We start from the raw sequence: 20486 nt of genomic DNA, 5'->3' as shown, positions 1-20486 counted from the left end.
GCGAAACGTCGCCCGACGCACCGTCAGGACACTGATTTGATTCTGAATGGGGAAATTTAGCGGTGAAGATAGCGAAGCCGGAGGAGAGGCCTCCGCGCTGGGTAGTGCGGGTAAAGTGTTTAAGTAACCGTCCAGTACAGGACCCAACCATTCGCGATCTCCGTAGTGATTAAACGTCACAGCAGGGAACTACCGCTCTTTTGCTTTAAGTACAACAAACATCACCCAAAATGCAACATAAATTTCACTTTTAAGTAACGTTAAATCGAAATCCGCTGCTGTGTACCTTTTTCGCACACCAATATTACAGAAATATATCAGCGGGATAGTCATAGGGAATTGCAATGAATAATAAGGGGGTGAATTGTTAGCAAATGAAAATTTGCATCACCTACTCTCTGAAAGAATGGCTAAGGTTCCGTTCACTTCCGGCTTTTCCCTCAGTCACAACATCTCTGCTTCTTTTACCCTCACCCTGACCCTCTCCCTGAAAGGGAGAGGGGATAAAACATGTTCCCCGTCAGCTGTTTTCCCCCTCGCCCCTTCGGGAAGAGAGGATAAACCATGTTCCCCGTCAGCTGTTTTCCCCCTCGCCCCTTCGGGAAGAGGGGATAAACCATGTTCCCCATTAGCTGTTTTCCCCCTCGCCCCTTCGGGGAGAGGGCTGGGGTGAGGGGAAGATTTGTTCCCGGCTCTCATCGCCGGTACGGCAATAACTACGCCTCCATCATCCCCTGCCCCAGATAATGCTGCTTATCCGGCACGCCAGGCAGTGCGAAGAAATACCCACCGCCAATCGGCTTCACATACTCCTCCAGCGCCTCACCGTTCAACCTGCCCTGCACCGTCAGGAACCCTTTTTCGAGGTCATGCTGGTAGCAAACGAACAGCAGCCCCATATCAAGCTGGCCGGATTTGGTTGCACCGAGCGAATAGCTGTAGCCCCGGCGCATCATCAGCCCCGACTCCGTATCTTTGGTCCTCGGGTTGGCCAGGCGGATATGGGCATCAAGCGCAATCACATTGCCGTCAGGGTCGGCGGCATAGTCCGGCACATCATGCTCATTCTTCATACCCAGCGGCGCGCCGCTGTGCTTATCGCGCCCGAAGATAGTCTGCTGCTCTTTCAGCGGCGTGCGGTCCCAGGACTCAACGTGGAACTGAATAATGCGCACCGCCTGATAGCTGCCGCCGGTAGCCCAGGCAGGCTCCTGCTGCTGCTTCGTCACCCACACCACGTCATCCATCAGTGGCTTATCATGGCTGTCCGGGTTGGCCGTGCCGTCTTTGAAGCCCAGCAGGTTGATCGGCGTCTCTTTCCCACGGCTGCGTGCCGCATGGTTGGAGATAAACCCTTCCCGCCGCCAGCGCACGCTGAGGAGATCGGGCGTGTGCTTGATGATGTCGCGCAGCGCGTGGATCACCGTGTCGTTGGTGTTGGCACAAATCTGCAGCAGCAGATCGCCGTGGCACAGCCCGGCATCCAGCGAATCGTTCGGGAAGCGGGTCATTTGCTGGAGCTTTTTCGGCATCTGTTTTTGCAGGCCAAAACGCTCATCGAACAGCGAACTGCCGACGGACACCGTGATCGTCAGGTTATCCGGGTAGATTTCCGCCCCAAGAATGCCCGAGTCCATCGGCGGCAGGCGTGGATTAGGCGTATCCGGCGCCGGGCCACCGCTGGTCAGGAAGTCAAAACGCGCGGTCAGCAGGCGGAACAGGCGCTCAAGCTCGGCTTTGTCGCTGGCCAGCACGTCAAAGGCGACCAACATCATCGCGGCCTGCTGAGGCGTCAGAATACCGGCCTGGTGCTCGCCATAAAGCGGCTGGTTTTCAAGGCGACCGTCCGGCGGCAGCGTGCCGGGGGAAGAAGCAGGATTTGCCGCGTGAGCCGTCATCGGGCAACCGCCGCCCACGGCAAAAGCGCCCCCAAGGGCGCCCAGTGTTTTCAGAAGCTGGCGGCGCGCCGGTTGGTGCGCGCCGGTGTTGTCCTTATCACTCATGATGCTCAGTCCAGACCCATCACGCCACGCAGCTGGGACAGGTCTTCCGCAAGCGTGGTGATTGGCCCTTTCAGCGCTTTGCGATCGTTATCCGTCAGCTTGTCGTAGGTTTCAAACCCGTCTTTAGTGCGGTATTTCGCCAGAATGGCGTCAACTTTCTTGAAGTTAGCGTCTATTTTCGCCAGCAGCGCCGGGTTCTCTTTGGTCAGCTGAGGACGCAGCAGATCAACGATTTTCTGCGCGCCGTCAACGTTCGCCTGGAAGTCCCACAGGTCAGTGTGGCTGTAGCGATCTTCTTCACCGCTGATTTTGGTGGCCGCTACTTCTTCTATCAGACCGGCAGCGCCGCCAACCACTTTGCTCGGCGGGAAGGCCAGCTCGGAAATACGAGTTTGTAGATCCAGCACGTCGGCGTTCAGCTTGTCGGCAAACTGCGCGGCGTCTTTGGTGGTGTTATCGCCAAAGAGGATTTTCTCCAGACGGTGGAAGCCGGTGAATTTCGGGTCGTCCGCTTTTTTCTCGAAGTCGTCTTCGCGGGCATCGATGCTGCTGTCGAGATCGGAGAACAATTCGGCAATCGGTTCAATACGCTCGTAATGCTGGCGCGTAGACGCATACAGGGATTTCGCTTTCTCTAAATCACCGGCTTTCACCGCGTCGGTAAAGGCTTTGGTGCCTTTCACCAGCTCGGCGACTTCGGCGGTCACATAGGCTTTGTATTCGGTGATTGGGCCGGTCAGCGCCAGCAGATCGGTTTTAGGCGCTTCCTGCTTGCCGGAAGCTTTCACCACCAGCTTGCCTTTCGGGTTGGTCAGCAGGCCGCAGGTCATGTCGTATTCGCCCGGCTGCAGGTTGGCGGTCAGCTTCTGGGAGAAGCCCGGCGCGATGTTCTCACGCTCTTCCACCACCATCACCCCTTTCAGGATCTCCCATTCCAGCGCTTTCTGGCTATTGTTCTGGATGATGAACTGAGTCTTCCCGGCATTCACGGTGACGCTCATCGGCTCACACTGTTTATCGGTGACGGTGACTTTTACCTGGGGAATATCTGCCGCCTGCGCGGCAAACGAAGAAGAGACAAGCGCGAGCAGCGCAACGTGCAGTGCCTTCAGACGAAAATGTTTGGTCATGACCTATCCCTATTAAGCAATGAGTAGTTATCACTAAACGGCGGGCGGCCCGCCGTAAATCAATTAACGAGCCGTATTGGTCGCCTGGTTGTTCACGCGCGGCGGTATAAAGAACAGCACCAGCGCCGGAATCAGATAGATGAAGTACATCGCCACTTCGCTCACGGTTGGGGTTTCCTGATAACCGAAAATCCCCTCCAGCAGCGTGCCGGTCAGCGAGTGGGTGGAGAGCGTGTTGCTCATGTCAAAAGCGATATCCTGGAAATGGTTCCACAGTCCGGCTTCGTGGAATGCACGGACGGCACCGGCGGCAAGGCCTGCGGCCACCAGCAGAATAAACAGGCTGGTCCATTTAAAGAATGCGCCAAGGTTGAGACGAATCCCGCCCCAATAAATCAGGAAACCAAGCACCACCGCGGTAGCCAGGCCAAGCATCGCGCCCAGCGGCGGCCAAATACCGACGTCCTGCTGAAAAGCGGCCAGCAGGAAGAACACCGACTCCAGGCCTTCACGCGCCACGGCGAAAAAGACCATCATGATCAGCGCCCAGCCGTGGTTGCCTTTGCTGTGCAGCGCGTTATCAACCGCCTGCTCCAGCTGCACTTTGACGTTGCGGGACACTTTACGCATCCAGAACACCATCCAGGTGAGGATAAACACGGCAATCACCGCCACAATACCCTCAAACAGCTCCTGCTCTTTCTGCGGGAACTCACCGGTGGTTTCATTGATGAAGATACCGAGGCCCAGGCAGAGCGCGGCGGCGGCAAAGACGCCAATCCACATCACGGCTATCCACTGGCCGCGCTGGGTACGCTTCAGGTAGCTGGCAATCAGGCTGACGATGAGCGCCGCCTCCAGCCCTTCGCGTAACATGATGAGAAATGGAACAAACATGCCTGACACCTCAGATGTGAATACAAGTCAATTGACGTAAAGAAAAGTAAACCATAACGATTGTGATTATCATTAGCGCTGATAAGAAAAACAAGAGAGGGGGATGACATATTTATGACCAGATGTAAAAAGGGCCGGATTATCCGGCCCCTGTAAAACATCGTCTGTTAGTCGATCTGCAATTTGCCCGGAGGCGGAGTGTGGTACACCGCATCCGCTTCGGCAAAACGCTTCTGCATGGAGGCCGACGGCGCTTTGCCCATCAGGCTTACCACCACAATTGCAAGGCTACCGAACACGAAGCCAGGTATGATTTCATACAGGCCTAACCAGCCGAACTGCTTCCAGATAAGCACGGTGGCAGCCCCAACAATCATCCCCACCAGCGCCCCGTTGCGGGTCATGCGTGACCACATTACGGAGAACAGGACCACCGGGCCAAATGCGGCACCAAATCCTGCCCAGGCATAACTGACGAGGCCCAGCACGCGGTTTTCCGGGTTAGCGGCAAGCGCAATCGCCACCAGCGCGACCACCAGCACCATCATGCGCCCCACCCACACCAGCTCCTTCTGGCTCGCGCCTTTACGCAGGAACGCCTTATAAAGGTCTTCGGTAATTGCGCTCGAGCACACCAGCAGTTGGCAGCTCAGCGTGGACATTACCGCCGCCAGAATCGCGGAGAGAAGCACCCCGGCAATCCACGGGTTAAACAGAATTTGCGCCAGCTCGATAAACACCCGCTCGCCGTTCTGCGTCACAGCTCCGGCCTGCTCAGGGTTGTTATTAAAGTAGGCAATCCCGAAGAAGCCCACCGCGCAGGCACCCGCCAGGCAAAGGATCATCCAGGTCATGCTGATGCGACGTGCGTTAACGATGGTGTGGTGTGAGTCTGCCGCCATAAAGCGCGCCAGAATATGCGGCTGGCCGAAGTAGCCCAGGCCCCAGCCCATCAGGGAAACGATGGCGACAAAGTTCAGCCCTTTCAGCATGTCGACGTTTTCGATGCTCTTCTGCTTAATCACCAGCAGAGAGTCATCGAGGCCGCCAACCGCCGCAATCACCATCACCGGCGTCAGAATCAGCGCGAAGATCATCAGGCTGGCCTGCACGGTATCCGTCCAGCTAACCGCAAGGAATCCGCCCACAAAGGTGTAGATGATGGTCGCTGCCGCCCCGGCCCACAGCGCCGTTTCGTAGCTCATCCCGAAAGTGCTTTCAAACAGCCGCGCCCCGGCCACGATGCCGGAAGCACAGTAGATGGTGAAGAACAGCAGGATCACCAGCGCGGAGATGATGCGCAGCAGGCGGCTGGAGTCTTCAAAACGCCCGGTGAAGTAATCGGGCAGCGTCAGCGCATTGTTGTTCACTTCGGTGTGAACGCGCAGGCGCCCGGCAACCAGCTTCCAGTTAACCCAGGCCCCTAAGGTCAGGCCGATGGCTATCCAGCTTTCAGAAATACCGGAAATAAAAATCGCGCCCGGCAGGCCCATTAGCAGCCAGCCGCTCATATCGGAGGCGCCCGCCGACAGCGCGGTGACCACGCTCCCGAGGCTGCGGCCGCCAAGAATATAATCATCAAAACTGCGGGTGGATCGCCAGGCGATAAAACCGATGAGAATCATGCCAAAGATATAAACGAGAAAGGTCACCAGCATCGGTGTGCTTATTGTCATTCAGACTTCTCCATAGCTATTACGCCTGCTCTCTCTGAACAGGCTGCTTCGCGCCGGAACGAGGCGCTGTGTTGTTATCGTGATGTAATGGGGAATGCATCCTGCCGGAACCCTTTATTTTTCACAAACGATTTAACACGGCATTTACATCGTTTGCATCTGCCTTAGGTAAGCATTTTTCACCAGGTTGCACTTGCTCACATTTTTTACGGTTGCACCGTCAAAAAGTGTTAACTTCGTCGATAAATCTAGCGTTCCGCTTATCGCCCTGCCAGACGATTTTCTTATCTTACTGGCAACAAATCGCCTTTTTTGCGAGCCCATTATCGGCTTCGATTTAACAAGGTTGCACAAAGTTGCAACTTCATGGATATTGCTGGCTAACAAAGTAAAACCCCGAATAATCCTTAACCTGGAGACTGTCGTATGGGCACCACCACGATGGGCGTAAAACTGGATGAAGCGACGCGCGACCGCATTAAAGAGGCCGCCTCGCGCATTGACCGCACGCCACACTGGCTGATTAAGCAGGCCATCTTTAATTACCTGGAACGCCTGGAAAGCAGCGACGATCTGCCTGAGCTCCCTGCCCTGCTGGCCGGTGCGGCCAATGAGAGTGAAGAGTCCCCGGCGCAGCCTGAAGAAGTGGCGCAGCCGTTCCTCGACTTTGCCGAGCAAATTCTGCCGCAGTCCGTCAGCCGGGCCGCGATCACCGCCGCGTGGCGCCGCCCTGAAACCGACGCAGTCCCGATGATTCTTGAGCAGGCTCGCCTGGCTCCGGCCATCGCCGAACAGACGCAAAAGCTGGCCTGGCAGTTGGCCAACAAGCTGCGTAATCAGAAAACAGCTTCTGGCCGCGCGGGCATGGTTCAGAGCCTGCTGCAGGAGTTCTCTCTTTCCTCTCAGGAAGGCGTGGCGCTGATGTGCCTCGCGGAAGCGCTGCTGCGTATCCCGGATAAAGCCACCCGCGACGCGCTGATCCGCGACAAAATCAGCAACGGGAACTGGCACTCGCACATTGGCCGCAGCCCTTCGCTGTTCGTGAACGCCGCGACGTGGGGCCTGCTGTTTACCGGCCGCCTGGTGTCAACCCACAACGAAGCGAGTCTTTCCCGTTCACTGAACCGCATCATCAGCAAAAGCGGCGAGCCGCTGGTGCGTAAAGGCGTGGACATGGCCATGCGCCTGATGGGCGAGCAGTTTGTGACCGGCGAAACCATCGCCGAAGCGCTGGCTAACGCGCGCAAGCTGGAAGAAAAAGGCTTCCGCTACTCTTACGACATGCTGGGCGAAGCCGCGCTGACCGCCGCCGACGCTCAGGCCTATATGGTCTCTTATCAGCAGGCGATTCACGCCATCGGTAAAGCCTCCAACGGCCGCGGCATTTATGAAGGTCCGGGCATCTCCATCAAGCTTTCCGCCCTGCACCCTCGCTACAGCCGTGCGCAGTACGACCGCGTAATGGAAGAGCTGTACCCGCGCCTGAAATCCCTGACGCTGCTGGCGCGCCAGTATGACGTCGGCATTAACATTGACGCCGAAGAAGCCGATCGCCTGGAGATCTCCCTCGATCTGCTGGAAAAACTGTGCTTTGAACCTGAGCTGGCGGGCTGGAACGGCATCGGCTTTGTTATTCAGGCCTACCAGAAGCGCTGCCCGTTTGTGATTGATTACCTGGTCGACCTGGCCACCCGCAGCCGTCGCCGCCTGATGATTCGCCTGGTAAAAGGCGCTTACTGGGATAGCGAAATTAAACGCGCTCAGGTTGATGGCCTGGAGGGTTACCCGGTTTATACCCGCAAGGTGTACACCGATATCTCTTACCTCGCGTGTGCCAAAAAGCTGCTGGCCGTGCCGAACCTTATCTACCCGCAGTTTGCGACCCATAACGCCCATACGCTGGCGGCGATTTATAACCTTGCCGGGCAGAACTATTATCCTGGCCAGTACGAATTCCAGTGCCTGCACGGCATGGGCGAGCCGCTTTATGAGCAGGTGGTCGGGAAAGTGGCTGACGGCAAGCTGAACCGCCCTTGCCGCATCTACGCCCCGGTCGGCACCCATGAAACGCTGCTGGCTTACCTGGTGCGTCGCCTGCTGGAAAACGGCGCCAACACCTCCTTTGTCAACCGCATCGCCGACGCAACCCTGCCGCTGGACGAGCTGGTTGCCGACCCGGTCAGCGCGGTTGAAGCTATGGCCGTTAAAGAAGGTCAGCCTGGGTTGCCTCACCCTAAAATCGCCCTGCCGAAAGCGCTGTACGGTGCAGAACGCAGCAACTCCAGCGGCCTTGATTTGGCGAACGAACACCGCCTGGCATCGCTTTCTTCCGCCCTGCTGAACAGCGCCGCGCAGAAGTGGCAGGCCACGCCTGTGCTGGAGCAGCCGGTTGTTGAAGGCGAATTAACGCCGGTGAAAAACCCGGCTGAGCCGACCGACATCGTGGGCTACACTCGCGAAACCACGACTGAAGAGGTTTCCCTCGCGCTCGAAAATGCCGTTAACCACGCGCCAATCTGGTTTGCCACCCCACCGCAGGAGCGTGCCGCTATTCTTGAACGCGCGGCGGTGATGATGGAAAGCCGTATGCAGCAGTTGATCGGCATCCTGGTGCGCGAAGCGGGTAAAACCTTCAGCAACGCCATCGCCGAAGTGCGTGAAGCCGTGGACTTCCTGCACTATTACGCGGGCCAGGTACGTGACGACTTCGACAATGAAACTCATCGTCCTCTCGGCCCCGTCGTGTGTATCAGCCCCTGGAACTTCCCGCTGGCTATCTTTACCGGCCAGATTGCCGCCGCGCTTGCCGCCGGTAACAGCGTGCTGGCGAAACCTGCGGAACAAACGCCGTTGATTGCCGCTCAGGGCGTAGCGATTCTGCTGGAAGCTGGCGTGCCTGCGGGCGTGCTGCAGCTGTTGCCGGGCCGCGGTGAAACCGTAGGCGCGCAGCTGACGGGTGACCAGCGCGTGCGCGGAGTGATGTTCACTGGTTCAACCGAAGTGGCCTCCCTGCTACAGCGCAATATCGCTGACCGCCTCGATCCTCAAGGGCGCCCAACGCCGCTGATTGCGGAAACCGGCGGCCTCAACGCAATGATCGTCGACTCCTCCGCGCTAACCGAGCAGGTGGTTGTGGACGTGGTTTCCTCAGCGTTCGACAGCGCAGGCCAGCGCTGTTCCGCCCTGCGCGTGCTGTGCCTGCAGGAAGACGTGGCTGACCACACGCTGCAAATGCTCCGTGGCGCGATGGCGGAATGCCGGATGGGTAACCCAGGCCGCCTGACCACCGACATCGGGCCGGTGATTGACGCCGAAGCTCAGCAAAATATTGAGAAGCACATCCAGGCCATGCGCGCCAAAGGCCGCACCGTCTTCCAGGCCGTGCGTGAAAACAGCGTGGACGCGCGCGAATGGCAGTCCGGCACCTTTGTGGCTCCGACCCTTATCGAACTGGAAAGCTTCGACGAGATGAAGAAAGAGGTGTTTGGCCCGGTTCTGCACGTGGTGCGCTACAACCGTAACAACCTTGAATCCTTAATTAAGCAGATCAACGCGGCGGGCTATGGCCTGACGCTCGGCGTGCATACTCGTATCGACGAGACGATTGCCCTGGTCACCGGCTCCGCCCACGTCGGCAACATGTACGTTAACCGTAATATGGTCGGCGCCGTGGTCGGCGTTCAACCGTTTGGCGGTGAAGGCCTGTCCGGCACCGGTCCAAAAGCCGGTGGCCCGCTGTATCTGTATCGCCTGCTGGCTAATCGCCCGGAAAATGCGCTGCAAACCACCTTTAACCGCCACGATGCCCAAACCCCGGTAGATGCATCCCTGAAGAGTGACCTGCAGGTTGCCCATCAGGCGCTAAGCGAGTGGGCAGCCAACCGTGAAGAGCTGAAATCCGTTTGCCTGCAGTTTGGCGAACTGGCGCAGAGCGGGACGCTGCGCGTGCTGCCTGGCCCGACGGGCGAGCGCAACACCTACGCCCTGCTGCCGCGTGAACGCATTCTGTGCGTTGCCGACGACGAACGCGATGCGTTAGTGCAGCTTGCGGCGGTTACCAGCGTGGGCAGCCGTGCGCTGTGGGCGGATGACAGCCTGCACCGCGAGCTGGCTAAGCAATTGCCGAAAGCCGTGCAGCAGCAGATTGATTTTGCGAAGCAGGAAGAGCTGCTGAAACAGCCGTTCGACGCGGTGATTTACCATGGAGACTCTGACCAGCTGCGCAAACTCTGCGAAGCCGTGGCCGCCCGCACGGGCGCGATTGTTTCCGTCCAGGGCTTTGCCCGTGGCGAAAGCAATATCCTGCTTGAGCGTCTTTATGTGGAGCGTTCACTGAGCGTGAACACCGCGGCCGCAGGCGGCAACGCCAGCCTGATGACAATCGGCTAACAGTCTGCCAGGATACGAGGGCTCTCATCTGAGAGCCCTTTTTTATTTGAGGACAGCGAAATGAAACGCGTGTGTTTACTTGTTGGCGGGCTGCTGCTGAGCGGGGCCGCGATGGCCGATGGCTGTGATGCAGCCACCACCCAGGCCGATATGAATCAGTGCTATGCCGCAGAGTATAAAAAGCAGGACGAGCAGCTGAACAAAACCTATAAAGAAGTTATGTCCCGGGCAACCGACAAGCAAAAAGCGCAGCTTAAAAAAGCGCAGAATGCGTGGATAGCCTTCCGCGATGCGGACTGTGACTTTATGAGTTCTGGCGCTGAACAGGGATCGGTCTACCCGATGGTGCGCGCCAACTGCCTGGCGGATAAAACGCTCGAACGCACCGAACTGCTGAAGGGCACGCTGGAATGCGAAGAGGGCGACGTCAGCTGTGTCTTGCCCCCGAAATAGAGCTGATTAACGAACCCGAATACCTTCAATAATCATCCGCTGCACGTTTTCCACCGTGCGGCGGAAAAAATCCTCATCCTGCAGCGTGCTGCCGGTTACGGCCTCAACCTGGCTGGCAAAATCCGCGTAGTGCTGGGTCGTGGCCCAGAGCATAAAAATAAGATGATGCGGGTCAACGGCGGCAAGTTTACCGCTGGCAACCCAGCCGGCAATGATCGCCGACTTGTCATCCACCAGGGCTTTCAGGTCCCCCGTCAGTTCCCCTTTTAGCAGCGGCGCGCCCTGCAGCATCTCCAGGCAAAAGAGCTTAGACGCCTGCGGATAATCGCGCGAAACCTCCAGCTTGAGCCGAATGTATTCCCCAATCGCCACCAGCGGCTGCAGGTCCTCGCGAAAGGCTCGCAGCGGGGCAAGCCAGACGTCGAGGATCTGCTTGAGCACCGCAACGTAGAGCGCTTCTTTGGACGGGTAGTAATAAAGCAGGTTAGTCTTTGAAACTTCGGCCCGCTCGGCCACCTGCTCAAGGCTGGTGCCGTGGATGCCGTATTGAGAAAAGAACGCCAGCGCAGCGGCAAGAATGGCCTGTTTTTTGGCCGCTACGGCTTTCGAGCGGCGCCCAGGGGTTTTACTGTCAGTTGCGGCTTCAGCCATGCGAGCTCTCCTTGTTGATCGCTGGCATGAATTATAGCTCAGACGCCCTCGCCTTCGGTATCTTCCTGCCAGTCGCGCTCCGCGTTCGCTGCTTTCTTGCGCTTGAGCTTCAGCTCGCTAACCAGCACCCCGAGCACGATCAACGCCCCGCCCAGCAGCGCGAGTACGGGAAGCCGCTCCCCCGCCATGCGGCCAAAGATCCCCGCCCAAACCGGCTCGCCGGTATAAATTACCGTTGCACGGGTCGGCGATACGCTGCGCTGCGCCCAGTTCATCGTCACCTGAATGATGGCGCTGAAAATTCCCAACCCCAGGGCAATCATCACCAGTCCGGGGCTGAAATGCGGCACGCTTTCCCCAGCGGGCACCATCGCCACAAATGACACCAGCGATGCCGTCGCCAGCTGCACCACGGTGACGCGTTTAATGTCCACTTTTCCTGCCCAGACGCTGATCAGGATTATCTCTGCGGCAATCGCTACGGCGCCAATCAGCGTGATAATTTCCCCGGCACCCAGCGACAGGCTGGTGCCCTCCGGTCCGGCAAGAAAAATAAGGCCCACAAACGCCAGGATCACCCCAATCCAGGACATCAGGCCCGGCATACGGCCAAGGCAGATCCACTGCAAAAGCGGCACAACGGGAACGTACATCGCGGTAATAAAGGCGGATTTACTGCTGGGGATGGTTTGCAGCCCCCAGGTCTGCATGCTGTAGCCGATGGCGATAGCCACGCCAATCATTACTCCCGCCTTGATTTCAAGCCAGGTTAATCCGCGCAGCGATTTCAGCGACAGCAGCCCCACGGCCACGGCGGCGGTAGCAAAGCGCAGGCCAACAAAGAAGAACGGATCGCTCATCGTCATGGCGTACTGCACGGCCAGGAAAGTGCCGCCCCAGAACATGGTGATGAGGATAAGCAGCGCTTCCTGCGGCTTAACGGAGAATTTATAACGGCTTAATGGCGCAGACATGAGGGAGACCGGATACATCAGGGTGAAAGTCGAGGGTCTATAGTGCTTCCAGTCACATTTTGTTGCAATGGGAAAATAAAAAACCGCCGGATAAACCGGCGGTTGGGGCACCGTCGGCGCGAGGATTACCCTGCGCGCACTGAACGTAGCTACGGCTATTTATTCTTGCTGCCGTGGCTGTTTTTACCCCCTTTTTGACCAGCCTCTGAGGCGCGCTGCGGATCGTTTTTGAAGTTACCGCCGCTGTGCTGGCCACCTTTACGGCCTGCTTCTGATGCTCTTTCACGGTCTTCAGCGAAATTACCTGAACCACCACGATGGTTTGCCATTTCTAACCTCCGGATTTAGGACATCATCTTGCATTCAATAAAAGAGAAGTCTTTCATTGCGCGGCCAGACGAGCATGCCGTCAACGTTACCGCGTGGGACTAAGCTTAGTGTACCGACGCGATTAAACCTCCATTCAGAAACATCCAGAAACATGCCGGTGAGCTTGGGGTTTTATCCTGCAAACCCGAGGTCATAACACCCTCTTATAGCTGGTCAAAAAACACCCGGAAAAATGTTAGCTAATGCTACAGGGTGAAAATTTCGCCTGCGCTTGTGATGCATCAAGGAAGGAACACTCAGGTTTGCACTCTGCGCCACAGGTCATATCTTTAAAGGAGTGCAGCAAAACTGCAGTTCAACTGAGGAGTGAAGCAAGATGGCTAAAGTACTGGTGCTTTATTATTCAATGTATGGACACATCGAAACCATGGCTAAGGCCGTGGCAGAAGGTGCACAAAAGGTCGATGGTGCGGAAGTGACAATAAAGCGCGTGCCCGAAACCATGGCCCCGGAAGCCTTTGCTAAAGCCGGTGGCAAAACCCACACTGCGCCGGTCGCCACGCCGCAGGAGCTGGCCGATTACGACGCCATTATCTTCGGGACCCCTACCCGCTTTGGCAATATGGCGGGCCAGATGCGTACCTTCCTCGATCAGACGGGCGGCCTTTGGGCGTCCGGCGCGCTCTACGGAAAACTGGGCAGCGTGTTCAGCTCCACCGGCACCGGCGGCGGCCAGGAGCAGACCATCACCTCCACCTGGACAACGCTCGCCCACCATGGGATGGTGATTGTGCCTATCGGCTACGCGGCGCAGGAACTGTTTGATGTCTCGCAGGTGCGCGGCGGTACGCCTTACGGGGCCACAACCATTGCCGGCGGCGACGGTTCACGTCAGCCAAGCCAGGAAGAGCTGGCGATAGCCCGCTACCAGGGGGAACACGTCGCAGGTCTGGCGGTAAAACTCAACGGTTAACGGGAGGAGAGATGACAACGACGCAAGCAAAAGCCCATCACGTTGGCGAATGGGCAAGTCTACGCAACACCTCACCAGAAATTGCAGAAGCCATTTTTGAGCTGGCAAAGTACGACGAAAAGCTGGCCGAAAAAATTTGGGAAGAAGGGAGCGATGAGGTTTTACCGCTCGCCTTTGCTAAAACGGATAAGGACTCGCTCTTCTGGGGCGAACAAACCATAGAACGTAAAAACGTTTAAACTCTCCGCTGCCCCCTTCCGGGGGCAGCATCTTCTTACTTCACGGCCTGAGTCAGCACTTCGCTAAACTTATCCCACGAGCAGTAGCCGTTGGCGTCCGTCGGGCAGCCTTCCAGCTGCAGCGTAACGCGTTTTGGCGGATTCTTCAGGGTTAATACATCGCCATTACGCAGCTGTTCGGCGCTCTGGTAAACGTATTCCACCTTCAGCAGATCGCGGTTATTGCTCTTATCGTGCCAGCGCTGGAACAGAATATTGCCGCCAATCGGCGTGCGCTCGTACTGCCCCGGCAGCTGATAAGGCTTGAACTGCAGCGCGGTCAGCAGCGAAGCGATGTTAGAGTCATGCCCCACCATCAGCGTCACTTTCGGCCCGGAAGTCGCCTCTTTCGACGTTAACGCGCTTTGAATGTATTTCACCAGCGGGGCCGCGACGTTGCGGGCTACTTCCGGCGAAGTGAACAGGGTGTCCTGGTAGCTGTTTTTCAGCTGCGAAAGCACGCGCCACTGTTCTGCCGTCTTGATTTTTCCCCATGCCACCTGATCCATCGGGAAGCCTTCGTAGTATTGCAGCGTGAAAGCATCCACCAGGGCATTGCCCACCTTCAGCGAACCGTTTACGCCCGGCTCCTGAGTGGCGTTGGCGCTAAAGGCATCTTTCGGCCCGGACAGGTCACACAGTTGCTTCTCTTTACAGGTTGGCGAGTTTTTATAGCCGACAATTTGCTCCAGCAGTTTGTAGCTGTCAGCAAGCTTGTATTCCGTGCGCTGCTTTTCCATCGCCTGCACGGCTTTGTCTTTAAACTCAGGCGAGGTGTTGGTGATCACCGGGTTGAACACCGGGTCCATGGTGCCCATTTTTTCCTGATGATGTACCGGCACGTCACAGCCTGGGAAGGCGCCGGTAATGAAGAATTGCGCGGTGGCCACGGTACGCTGGAGGCTGTTGGCATAGGCATAAACGCTTTCCGGCGCCGGGCATTCACCGCTGGTCACCAGCTTCTGGCTCGCCAGCCATTCACGCATGTAATGCCCCATATACACTTCCAGCACGCCGCCTTTGGTGGTGAGCTGCCCGCCAGGCACGTCCCATTCCGGCCACGCCTGAGCCGTAGACTGCTCAAGCACGCTGCCGTTGTTGGCCAGCGGCGCACGCAGGTTATGACGGCTCATCAGCAGGACCTGCTGCAGCTGGTAGCCGTCAGGCACGGTTTCCGCTTTCGCCAGGCCTGGGGCAATACAGGCGACGGCCAGCAATGAGGCAACAATTTTTTTCTTCATTACTTATTCCTCAGGGAGTGATTAATAAAATGTGAAGAATATATTGTGACAGAAAAATGACAGCCGACCTGCCTGGCGGATCGCAAAAAGCCCTATTGTTCCGTTTGTTGTTTCAGCTGCGCTTCAAAGCGCTGCCGGGAGAGTTCTACATAGCGTTGTAACCCGTCCCTGTCGATAAACGCGCTGCTATCTCCGGCGGCCAGTCGGGCCTGTTTATCCGCCAGGCCGAAGCGCTCCCCTTTGTTCGCCACAAAAATGTCGACCTTCTGCGCGGCAAGTGTGGCAAAGCTATGGCGAATATCCTCCACCAGCGTTGGATAATTTTTATTCGCCACCAGATAATAGTCCGGCGTAGCCAGGCTGTCGGCGTAGATAAGCTTGCTGCCGTCGGGCAGAGTAAACAGCCATGAAGTGCTGCCCGGCAGATGCCCCGGCGTCAGCAGCGCCGTCGCGGACACACCGCCGAGGGTCAGCGTCTCGCGATCGTGAATAATTTTATCCGTGCTTACCGGCGGAAACGGCAGCGCGTCCCCAAGCGCAAAGTCCTCTTTTCCTCCTCGCGCCATTTGCTCCGCATTCGCCTTGCTGGCAATGAGCTTCGCCCCGCTCCACAGCTTTAGTCTGGCGATGCCGCCGGCCTGATCCAACCTGGCATGGCTATTGAGGATGAAACGCAGGTCGCGAATATTGAAGCCAAGTGCGGCGATATTATTTTTTATTCCCTCTGCGCTGGCATCCAGCGCGCCGTCCACCAGGATATGACCCTCAGGCGTGGTAATCAGAATGGACGAGAGATTTTCGGTCCCGACATACCAGACGTTTTCCGCCATGCGGAACGGCTTGACCGGCTTTGCCCAGCCTTCAAACAGCGAATAAGGCGGCGCGGCGGACAGCGGCTGGGTCGGGTTTAGCGCCGCAATGCTGCCGGCAGAGAAGGTCGAAATCATGCAGATAAACAACAGGCTATAACGGTTCACGGGTGGCTCCTTTTTGTCAGGAGGCGCAGTATAATGCCGGGCAATTTAGTGTGATGCAATTGAGAGCCGCGATCGTGAACATCCTGCAATTAGACATGAACTTGCTGAAAGTGCTGTACGTGATGCTCAGCACCGGCTCAACCAGCCGAACGGCACAGAAGCTCGCGCTTAGCCCGTCGGCGGTTAGCCACGCCCTCGCCCGCCTGCGTGAGGCGCTGGGCGATCCGCTTTTTCGCAGAGAGGGAAACGCCCAGGTGCCAACGCCCTTTGCGCTGGGCATTAAAGAGCGCTTAATCCCGCTGTTCGTTTCGCTCAATGAAGAACTGTTTGGTGAACAGCACGCGGAAGAGCGGCGCTTTCGCCTTGTGCTGCCTCCGGCGCTAAACGTGCTGCTAACCCCTGAACTTGCCAGCAAAGGCCATCAGGCCGGTGCCATCATCGAGTGCCTGACCTTTGAACGGCGAGCCTGGCGGGATGAGCTGCTGGAAGGCAAAATAGATTTGCTGCTTGCCGTCGGCGATCATCAAAAGCGCGTCAGCGCGCTGCAGTATGACCGCATAGGCAGCACGCGGCTGATCGCCGTTTTCGGCCAGCCGCTGTACGCCAGGCTTAGCGGGCGTGAAGCTCTGGCCTTCGACGAGCTGGCGCAGTTTGAGCACTTCTACTGCCACCCCTGGCCGCAGGACGTTAACGAGCTGGACCGCCAGCAGGCGCGAGCCGGGCTCGGGCGTCGGCTGGCGTTTACCTGTAGCGATTACGGCCAGCTTGCGCCCGCCTTGCGTCACGCCCCGCTGATGGCTATTGTGCCTGCCCCGTGGTTTGCCACGCTCAACGACAAAGAACAGCTTTTTACGCTGCCGCTTTCCGGGGACCAGGCCATCGGCAGCCTGTTTTTGCAGTACCGGACGTCAACCGTGGAATGGAAGCTCCGGCTGATAGCCAGCCTGCGCCGCGCGCTCACCGCCTGGTACCGTTGAAATTGTCGCTCAGTTTCCCGACCAAAAAGTTTTATAATAGAACCTGTAGATCCCACCAGGAGGAATGATGAAACGTAAAAGCCTTGAAGACAGCGTCTGTTCGGTTGCCCGCACGCTGGACGTGATCGGCGACTGGTGGTCACTGCTTATCGTGCGCGATGCGCTGAACGGCATGTCTCGCTTCGGTGAATTCCAAAAGAACCTCGGCATCGCCAAAAATATGCTGACCCTTCGCCTCAAACAGCTCGTCGACAACGGCATTTTTGAGCTTCGCCCGGCCTCGGACGGCAGCGCCTGGAGCGAGTACGTGCTGACGGAGAAAGGCCGGGCGCTGCAAACCGTGCTGGCCGCCCTTTCCCAGTGGGGCTGCGAAAATCTGTATGCCAAGGATGAGACACGCAGCGTGCTGGTAGACAGCCAGCAGCATCGCCCCATCCGCAAGCTAACCCTGCAGGCCGAAGACGGCCGCGAGCTGCAGCCGGGCGAAATCGTCACTCGGGCACGCCATGCCTCCTGACAAGTAAGCACCTGTTGTTCAGGTGCTTAGCAATTCCCTCTTTACCAATTCCTGCGCATAACGAAAAAACAACCTGCAAATTAGTTGCATAATAAAACCATTACCTCTACATTTTCCACAAGGTTTCATAATGAAACCAAATCAACGTTACTCTATTTCTTATGAGGTGTTTTATGGCTAACTCTCGTTCCGTCGCGGTGATTACCGGCGCGTCTTCCGGTATTGGTGCGGTTTATGCCGATCGTTTTGCAGCCAGAGGTTTTGATTTGCTGCTGGTTGCCCGGCGCGAAGATCGCCTGCGCGATCTTGCCGCGAAGCTTGAGGCTCAGCACGGCATTACCGTGGTCACGCTAAAGGCGGACCTGGTTAACGATCGGGATATTGCCGCAGTCGAAGAAGCGCTTAAAGATCCACGCATCAGCGTGCTGGTTAATAACGCCGGTACCGCGCACAGCGCGCCGTTCACCGCCGCCACCTCGGAGCAACACCAGGCATTGATCGCGCTGAACATCACGGCATTAACCCGTCTGAGCCACGCTGCGCTTATCAATTTCCAGAGCAAAAACAGCGGCACGCTGATCAATATCTCTTCTATTCTGGCGGTTCAGAGCTGGGTAGGAAGCGCGGTATACAGCGGCACCAAGGGTTATGTCCTGAACCTGACGAAGGTTCTGCAGGCCGAGGCCGCCGGCACCGGCATTCGCATTCAGGCCGTATTACCGGCGGCTACGGCAACGGAAATTTGGGACCGGGCAGGCGTCCAGATGGACTCTTTGCCGGAAGGAGCGGTGATGAAAGTCGAAGATTTGGTGGATTCAGCTCTGGTTGGGCTGGACAGCGGCGAAGCGGTGACTATTCCGCCGCTGCACGATCTCAGCCTCTGGGAAACCTACGCCACGACGGCGCAGGCCATGTTTGATGCGGCAGGAGTCGATAAACCCGCCCCGCGCTACGCCCGTTAATCATTCAGGGCAGATGTTAGGCGGCATCTGCCCTGTGCATACTTTGGCGAGCGTTGATGCATTACATAGAAGATCTGTTTAAACCCGGCGAACGCTAGCGTCGGGCAACCATCACCACAATAAACAGCCCACCAATGCCTGCGGTAATAATGCCGATGGGCAGCTCCTGCGGCGCGACCAGCACCCGGCTGACGATGTCGCCCCCGCACAGTAAACTCGCCCCCGCTAATGCGCACAACGGCAAAAGCCACACGTGCCTGATTGCCGAAAAATGTCGGCAGAGATGCGGCACCATCAGCCCGACAAAACCGATGACGCCGGTCAGCGCCACAAAAATTGCGGTCGAAAAGGCACAGCACAGGAAGATCTCGGTGCGCAGACGGTTAACGTTAATACCCAACGAAAATGCCGTGCGATCGCCCGCCAGCAGCCCGTCAAGCGAGCGCCACCGCAGCAGGCAAAACGCGGCCAGCAGCAAAAGTCCGGCCAGCGCAAAGCCCAGATTGTCCCAGCGTGCCAGCCCCAGGCCGCCGAGCGACCAGAACAACACCGAGCTGGCCGTGCGCTGATCGCCGGCAAAAATCAGGTAACTGGTTAACGCGCCGAACAAAAAGGAGATGGCCAGCCCGCAAATAATCAACGTTTCCGGCCCCCGCTCGCGCTTCAGCTGGAACAAAGACAACACCGCAACGGAAGAGAGCAGCCCGCCACAAAAGGCCGCCACCGGCAGCGTCCAGGCGCCGAAGAAGTCGCCAAAGCGGGTAAAAACCAGCACGGCCCCGGCAGAAGCGCCGGAAGATAGCCCGAACAAAAAAGGATCCGCCAGCTCATTGCGCGTGGCGGTTTGTAGCAAAGCGCCGACCACGGCAAGCCCCGCCCCGGTCATCAGGGCCAGCAGCGTTCTTGGGAGCCGGATATCAAGCACAATGCCGCGAATCATCGGGGAAACGTCCGTCGCCGTGGGCTGCAGCGCGCTTGCCACCTGATGCAGACTCAGCCGGACAGCGCCCTCAGTCAGGCTAAGCGCCGCAAAAAGTACTATCAGAAACACGGCCAGGCTCGTGGCCCGGCCATAACGAGAGGCCATCCGCATCACCGTGGAGCTTTCGCATACAGCACGTTGGCCAGCTTCTCTACAGCAGCAATGTTTGCCGGGCCGGGCGTTAGCTCAGCGTACTGCAGCTTGAGGTAGCGATGCTGTTTTACCGCCGGGGTGAGCTTCATCAGCGGGTGGCGCTCAAGGAACTGGCGGAGCGAATCAGCGCCGCCGCCGTTCTGGTAATCCAGCAGGATAATCACGTCCGGCTCAGTCGCCGCAACGCTTTCCCAGGACGTAGTGCCCCAGCTGGTATCCAGCGCTTCCATGGCATTTTTACCGCCAGCGGCTTCAATAATGGCCTGCGGCATGGCGTATTTTCCGCTGGTAAACGGCTTATCCTCACCGGAGTCGTAGACAAAGACTTTCAGCGGTTGAGTACCCTGTTTCGCTTTAGGGAGTGCCGCCAGCCGCGCTTGCCAGCCATCAACCAGCTTCCGCGCAGCCTCTTGCTTACCAAATATTTTACCAAGCGTAAGCTCATCGTTATAGAGCAAGTCCATCGTCGCTTTGGCTTTGCTCTCGCCGGAAATCGCGCAGCTTTCGCTGAGCACGAAGGTTTTGATGCCGTATTTCGCAAGGCTTTGGGGCGTGACGTCGCCCCCCACCTTCATGCCGTAATTCCAGCCGGCAAAGAAGAAGTCGGGTTCGGCGGCCAGCAGCGTTTCAAGCGAGGGATATTTCGGCGCAAGTTCGGGAATAGCCCCCATTTTCTGCTTAAACTCGGGGGTCATTTTGTACCAGCCGGAAATGCCGGTGAGGCCTACAATCTGCTTTTGCAGGTTGAGCGCAAAAGCCATCTCCGACATGTTCAGATCGTTGATCACCGCCCGCTTTGGCGCCGAGGTGAATACCACGGGTTTACCGCAGCTAGTAATGGTCACGGGGAACCCCGAGGCCAAAGCCGCGGAGGAAGCAAAAACAAGCAGCATGCCGGAGGCAATTTTTAACATCATAGCGGT

Annotated in this window: 18 protein-coding genes; 7 read left to right on the top strand and 11 right to left on the bottom strand. The window is 57.6% G+C overall.

The genetic code is table 11. The features are described from left to right. Positions 1-716 precede the first annotated feature (716 nt). The 4 genes from efeB to putP all read right to left on the bottom strand — a co-directional run bounded on the left by efeB (position 717) and on the right by putP (position 5706). Positions 717-2003, bottom strand: coding sequence for an iron uptake transporter deferrochelatase/peroxidase subunit (gene efeB / locus ACE38U_RS12100; RefSeq protein ID WP_375529816.1), 1287 nt, complete (start codon positions 2001-2003; stop codon positions 717-719). A gap of 5 nt (positions 2004-2008) precedes the next feature. Further along, positions 2009-3133, bottom strand: coding sequence for an iron uptake system protein EfeO (efeO, locus tag ACE38U_RS12095; RefSeq protein ID WP_038473822.1), 1125 nt, complete (start codon positions 3131-3133; stop codon positions 2009-2011). 63 nt (positions 3134-3196) lie between these two features. After that, entirely contained in the window at positions 3197-4030 is an 834-nt protein-coding gene (gene efeU, locus ACE38U_RS12090) for an iron uptake transporter permease EfeU (protein ID WP_038473824.1), read from the bottom strand. A gap of 167 nt (positions 4031-4197) precedes the next feature. Further along, entirely contained in the window at positions 4198-5706 is a 1509-nt protein-coding gene (gene putP, locus ACE38U_RS12085; protein ID WP_375529815.1) for a sodium/proline symporter PutP, read from the bottom strand. Between the two features lie 426 nt (positions 5707-6132). Between putP and putA the strand changes: the two genes are divergently transcribed. Then, a complete protein-coding gene (gene putA / locus ACE38U_RS12080; RefSeq protein ID WP_375529814.1) occupies positions 6133-10095 on the top strand; it encodes a trifunctional transcriptional regulator/proline dehydrogenase/L-glutamate gamma-semialdehyde dehydrogenase in 3963 nt (1320 codons plus the stop codon). A 60-nt stretch (positions 10096-10155) separates the two neighbouring features. Further along, a complete protein-coding gene (locus tag ACE38U_RS12075; RefSeq protein ID WP_038473834.1) occupies positions 10156-10548 on the top strand; it encodes a lysozyme inhibitor LprI family protein in 393 nt (130 codons plus the stop codon). Between the two features lie 6 nt (positions 10549-10554). On the opposite strand, the gene rutR is transcribed toward ACE38U_RS12075, so the two are convergent. The 3 genes from rutR to ACE38U_RS12060 all read right to left on the bottom strand — a co-directional run bounded on the left by rutR (position 10555) and on the right by ACE38U_RS12060 (position 12502). Next, positions 10555-11199 carry an HTH-type transcriptional regulator RutR gene (gene rutR, locus ACE38U_RS12070; RefSeq protein ID WP_038473837.1) on the bottom strand — a complete coding sequence of 215 codons (645 nt, stop codon included), beginning with the start codon at positions 11197-11199 and terminating at the stop codon, positions 10555-10557. Positions 11200-11237: 38 nt separating this feature from the next. Further along, positions 11238-12173: a DMT family transporter gene (locus tag ACE38U_RS12065; RefSeq protein ID WP_176981369.1), complete on the bottom strand. Its 936-nt coding sequence runs from the start codon at positions 12171-12173 to the stop codon at positions 11238-11240. A gap of 155 nt (positions 12174-12328) precedes the next feature. Further along, positions 12329-12502: a con-10 family general stress protein gene (locus tag ACE38U_RS12060; RefSeq protein ID WP_008455651.1), complete on the bottom strand. Its 174-nt coding sequence runs from the start codon at positions 12500-12502 to the stop codon at positions 12329-12331. Between the two features lie 377 nt (positions 12503-12879). Between ACE38U_RS12060 and wrbA the strand changes: the two genes are divergently transcribed. Together wrbA and ACE38U_RS12050 are read left to right on the top strand one after the other, a co-directional pair. Continuing rightward, positions 12880-13476: an NAD(P)H:quinone oxidoreductase gene (wrbA, locus tag ACE38U_RS12055; protein WP_176981368.1), complete on the top strand. Its 597-nt coding sequence runs from the start codon at positions 12880-12882 to the stop codon at positions 13474-13476. Positions 13477-13487: 11 nt separating this feature from the next. Further along, the gene (locus ACE38U_RS12050; protein ID WP_038473842.1) at positions 13488-13715 is read left to right on the top strand and encodes a YccJ family protein; all 228 of its coding nucleotides are present in this window, start codon (positions 13488-13490) and stop codon (positions 13713-13715) included. A 35-nt stretch (positions 13716-13750) separates the two neighbouring features. Here the strand turns inward: ACE38U_RS12050 and agp are convergent, their stop codons facing one another. Together agp and ACE38U_RS12040 are read right to left on the bottom strand one after the other, a co-directional pair. Then, the gene (gene agp / locus ACE38U_RS12045) at positions 13751-14995 is read right to left on the bottom strand and encodes a bifunctional glucose-1-phosphatase/inositol phosphatase (RefSeq protein WP_038473844.1); all 1245 of its coding nucleotides are present in this window, start codon (positions 14993-14995) and stop codon (positions 13751-13753) included. Positions 14996-15087: 92 nt separating this feature from the next. Further along, a complete protein-coding gene (locus tag ACE38U_RS12040) occupies positions 15088-15972 on the bottom strand; it encodes an HARLDQ motif MBL-fold protein (protein WP_375529813.1) in 885 nt (294 codons plus the stop codon). Positions 15973-16046: 74 nt separating this feature from the next. Between ACE38U_RS12040 and ACE38U_RS12035 the strand changes: the two genes are divergently transcribed. The 3 genes from ACE38U_RS12035 (at position 16047) to ACE38U_RS12025 (ending at position 18428) form a co-directional block, all read left to right on the top strand. Continuing rightward, complete coding sequence (locus ACE38U_RS12035) at positions 16047-16949, top strand: LysR family transcriptional regulator (protein WP_176981381.1); 903 nt, start codon at positions 16047-16049, stop codon at positions 16947-16949. A 67-nt stretch (positions 16950-17016) separates the two neighbouring features. Then, complete coding sequence (locus tag ACE38U_RS12030) at positions 17017-17466, top strand: winged helix-turn-helix transcriptional regulator (RefSeq protein ID WP_176981380.1); 450 nt, start codon at positions 17017-17019, stop codon at positions 17464-17466. 173 nt (positions 17467-17639) lie between these two features. Continuing rightward, positions 17640-18428: an SDR family NAD(P)-dependent oxidoreductase gene (locus ACE38U_RS12025; RefSeq protein ID WP_375529812.1), complete on the top strand. Its 789-nt coding sequence runs from the start codon at positions 17640-17642 to the stop codon at positions 18426-18428. Between the two features lie 94 nt (positions 18429-18522). Here the strand turns inward: ACE38U_RS12025 and ACE38U_RS12020 are convergent, their stop codons facing one another. Together ACE38U_RS12020 and ACE38U_RS12015 are read right to left on the bottom strand one after the other, a co-directional pair. Continuing rightward, entirely contained in the window at positions 18523-19521 is a 999-nt protein-coding gene (locus ACE38U_RS12020; protein ID WP_176981364.1) for a FecCD family ABC transporter permease, read from the bottom strand. Next, positions 19521-20477, bottom strand: a complete 957-nt coding sequence (locus tag ACE38U_RS12015; RefSeq protein WP_176981379.1) for an ABC transporter substrate-binding protein — start codon at positions 20475-20477, stop codon at positions 19521-19523. The genes ACE38U_RS12020 and ACE38U_RS12015 overlap by 1 nt, the downstream gene beginning before the upstream one ends. Positions 20478-20486: the final 9 nt, after the last annotated feature.

The sequence above is a fragment of the Cedecea selenatireducens genome, assembly GCF_042138895.1.
Classification (GTDB): Bacteria; Pseudomonadota; Gammaproteobacteria; order Enterobacterales; family Enterobacteriaceae; genus Cedecea; species Cedecea selenatireducens.
Note: the sequence above shows the minus strand (reverse complement) of the source record. Positions and strands in the feature narration are given on the sequence as shown.

What these genes read in the sequence shown, in the direction of transcription:
- rutR (WP_038473837.1), bottom strand. Translation starts at nt 11,199, where the DNA reads ATGGCTGAAGCCGCAACTGACAGTAAAACCCCTGGGCGCCGCTCGAAA.
- ACE38U_RS12050 (WP_038473842.1), top strand. Translation starts at nt 13,488, where the DNA reads ATGACAACGACGCAAGCAAAAGCCCATCACGTTGGCGAATGGGCAAGT.
- ACE38U_RS12075 (WP_038473834.1), top strand. Translation starts at nt 10,156, where the DNA reads ATGAAACGCGTGTGTTTACTTGTTGGCGGGCTGCTGCTGAGCGGGGCC.
- ACE38U_RS12020 (WP_176981364.1), bottom strand. Translation starts at nt 19,521, where the DNA reads ATGCGGATGGCCTCTCGTTATGGCCGGGCCACGAGCCTGGCCGTGTTT.
- efeU (WP_038473824.1), bottom strand. Translation starts at nt 4,030, where the DNA reads ATGTTTGTTCCATTTCTCATCATGTTACGCGAAGGGCTGGAGGCGGCG.
- ACE38U_RS12015 (WP_176981379.1), bottom strand. Translation starts at nt 20,477, where the DNA reads ATGTTAAAAATTGCCTCCGGCATGCTGCTTGTTTTTGCTTCCTCCGCG.
- efeB (WP_375529816.1), bottom strand. Translation starts at nt 2,003, where the DNA reads ATGAGTGATAAGGACAACACCGGCGCGCACCAACCGGCGCGCCGCCAG.
- ACE38U_RS12030 (WP_176981380.1), top strand. Translation starts at nt 17,017, where the DNA reads ATGAAACGTAAAAGCCTTGAAGACAGCGTCTGTTCGGTTGCCCGCACG.
- ACE38U_RS12060 (WP_008455651.1), bottom strand. Translation starts at nt 12,502, where the DNA reads ATGGCAAACCATCGTGGTGGTTCAGGTAATTTCGCTGAAGACCGTGAA.
- wrbA (WP_176981368.1), top strand. Translation starts at nt 12,880, where the DNA reads ATGGCTAAAGTACTGGTGCTTTATTATTCAATGTATGGACACATCGAA.
- agp (WP_038473844.1), bottom strand. Translation starts at nt 14,995, where the DNA reads ATGAAGAAAAAAATTGTTGCCTCATTGCTGGCCGTCGCCTGTATTGCC.
- ACE38U_RS12025 (WP_375529812.1), top strand. Translation starts at nt 17,640, where the DNA reads ATGGCTAACTCTCGTTCCGTCGCGGTGATTACCGGCGCGTCTTCCGGT.
- putA (WP_375529814.1), top strand. Translation starts at nt 6,133, where the DNA reads ATGGGCACCACCACGATGGGCGTAAAACTGGATGAAGCGACGCGCGAC.
- ACE38U_RS12065 (WP_176981369.1), bottom strand. Translation starts at nt 12,173, where the DNA reads ATGTCTGCGCCATTAAGCCGTTATAAATTCTCCGTTAAGCCGCAGGAA.
- putP (WP_375529815.1), bottom strand. Translation starts at nt 5,706, where the DNA reads ATGACAATAAGCACACCGATGCTGGTGACCTTTCTCGTTTATATCTTT.
- efeO (WP_038473822.1), bottom strand. Translation starts at nt 3,133, where the DNA reads ATGACCAAACATTTTCGTCTGAAGGCACTGCACGTTGCGCTGCTCGCG.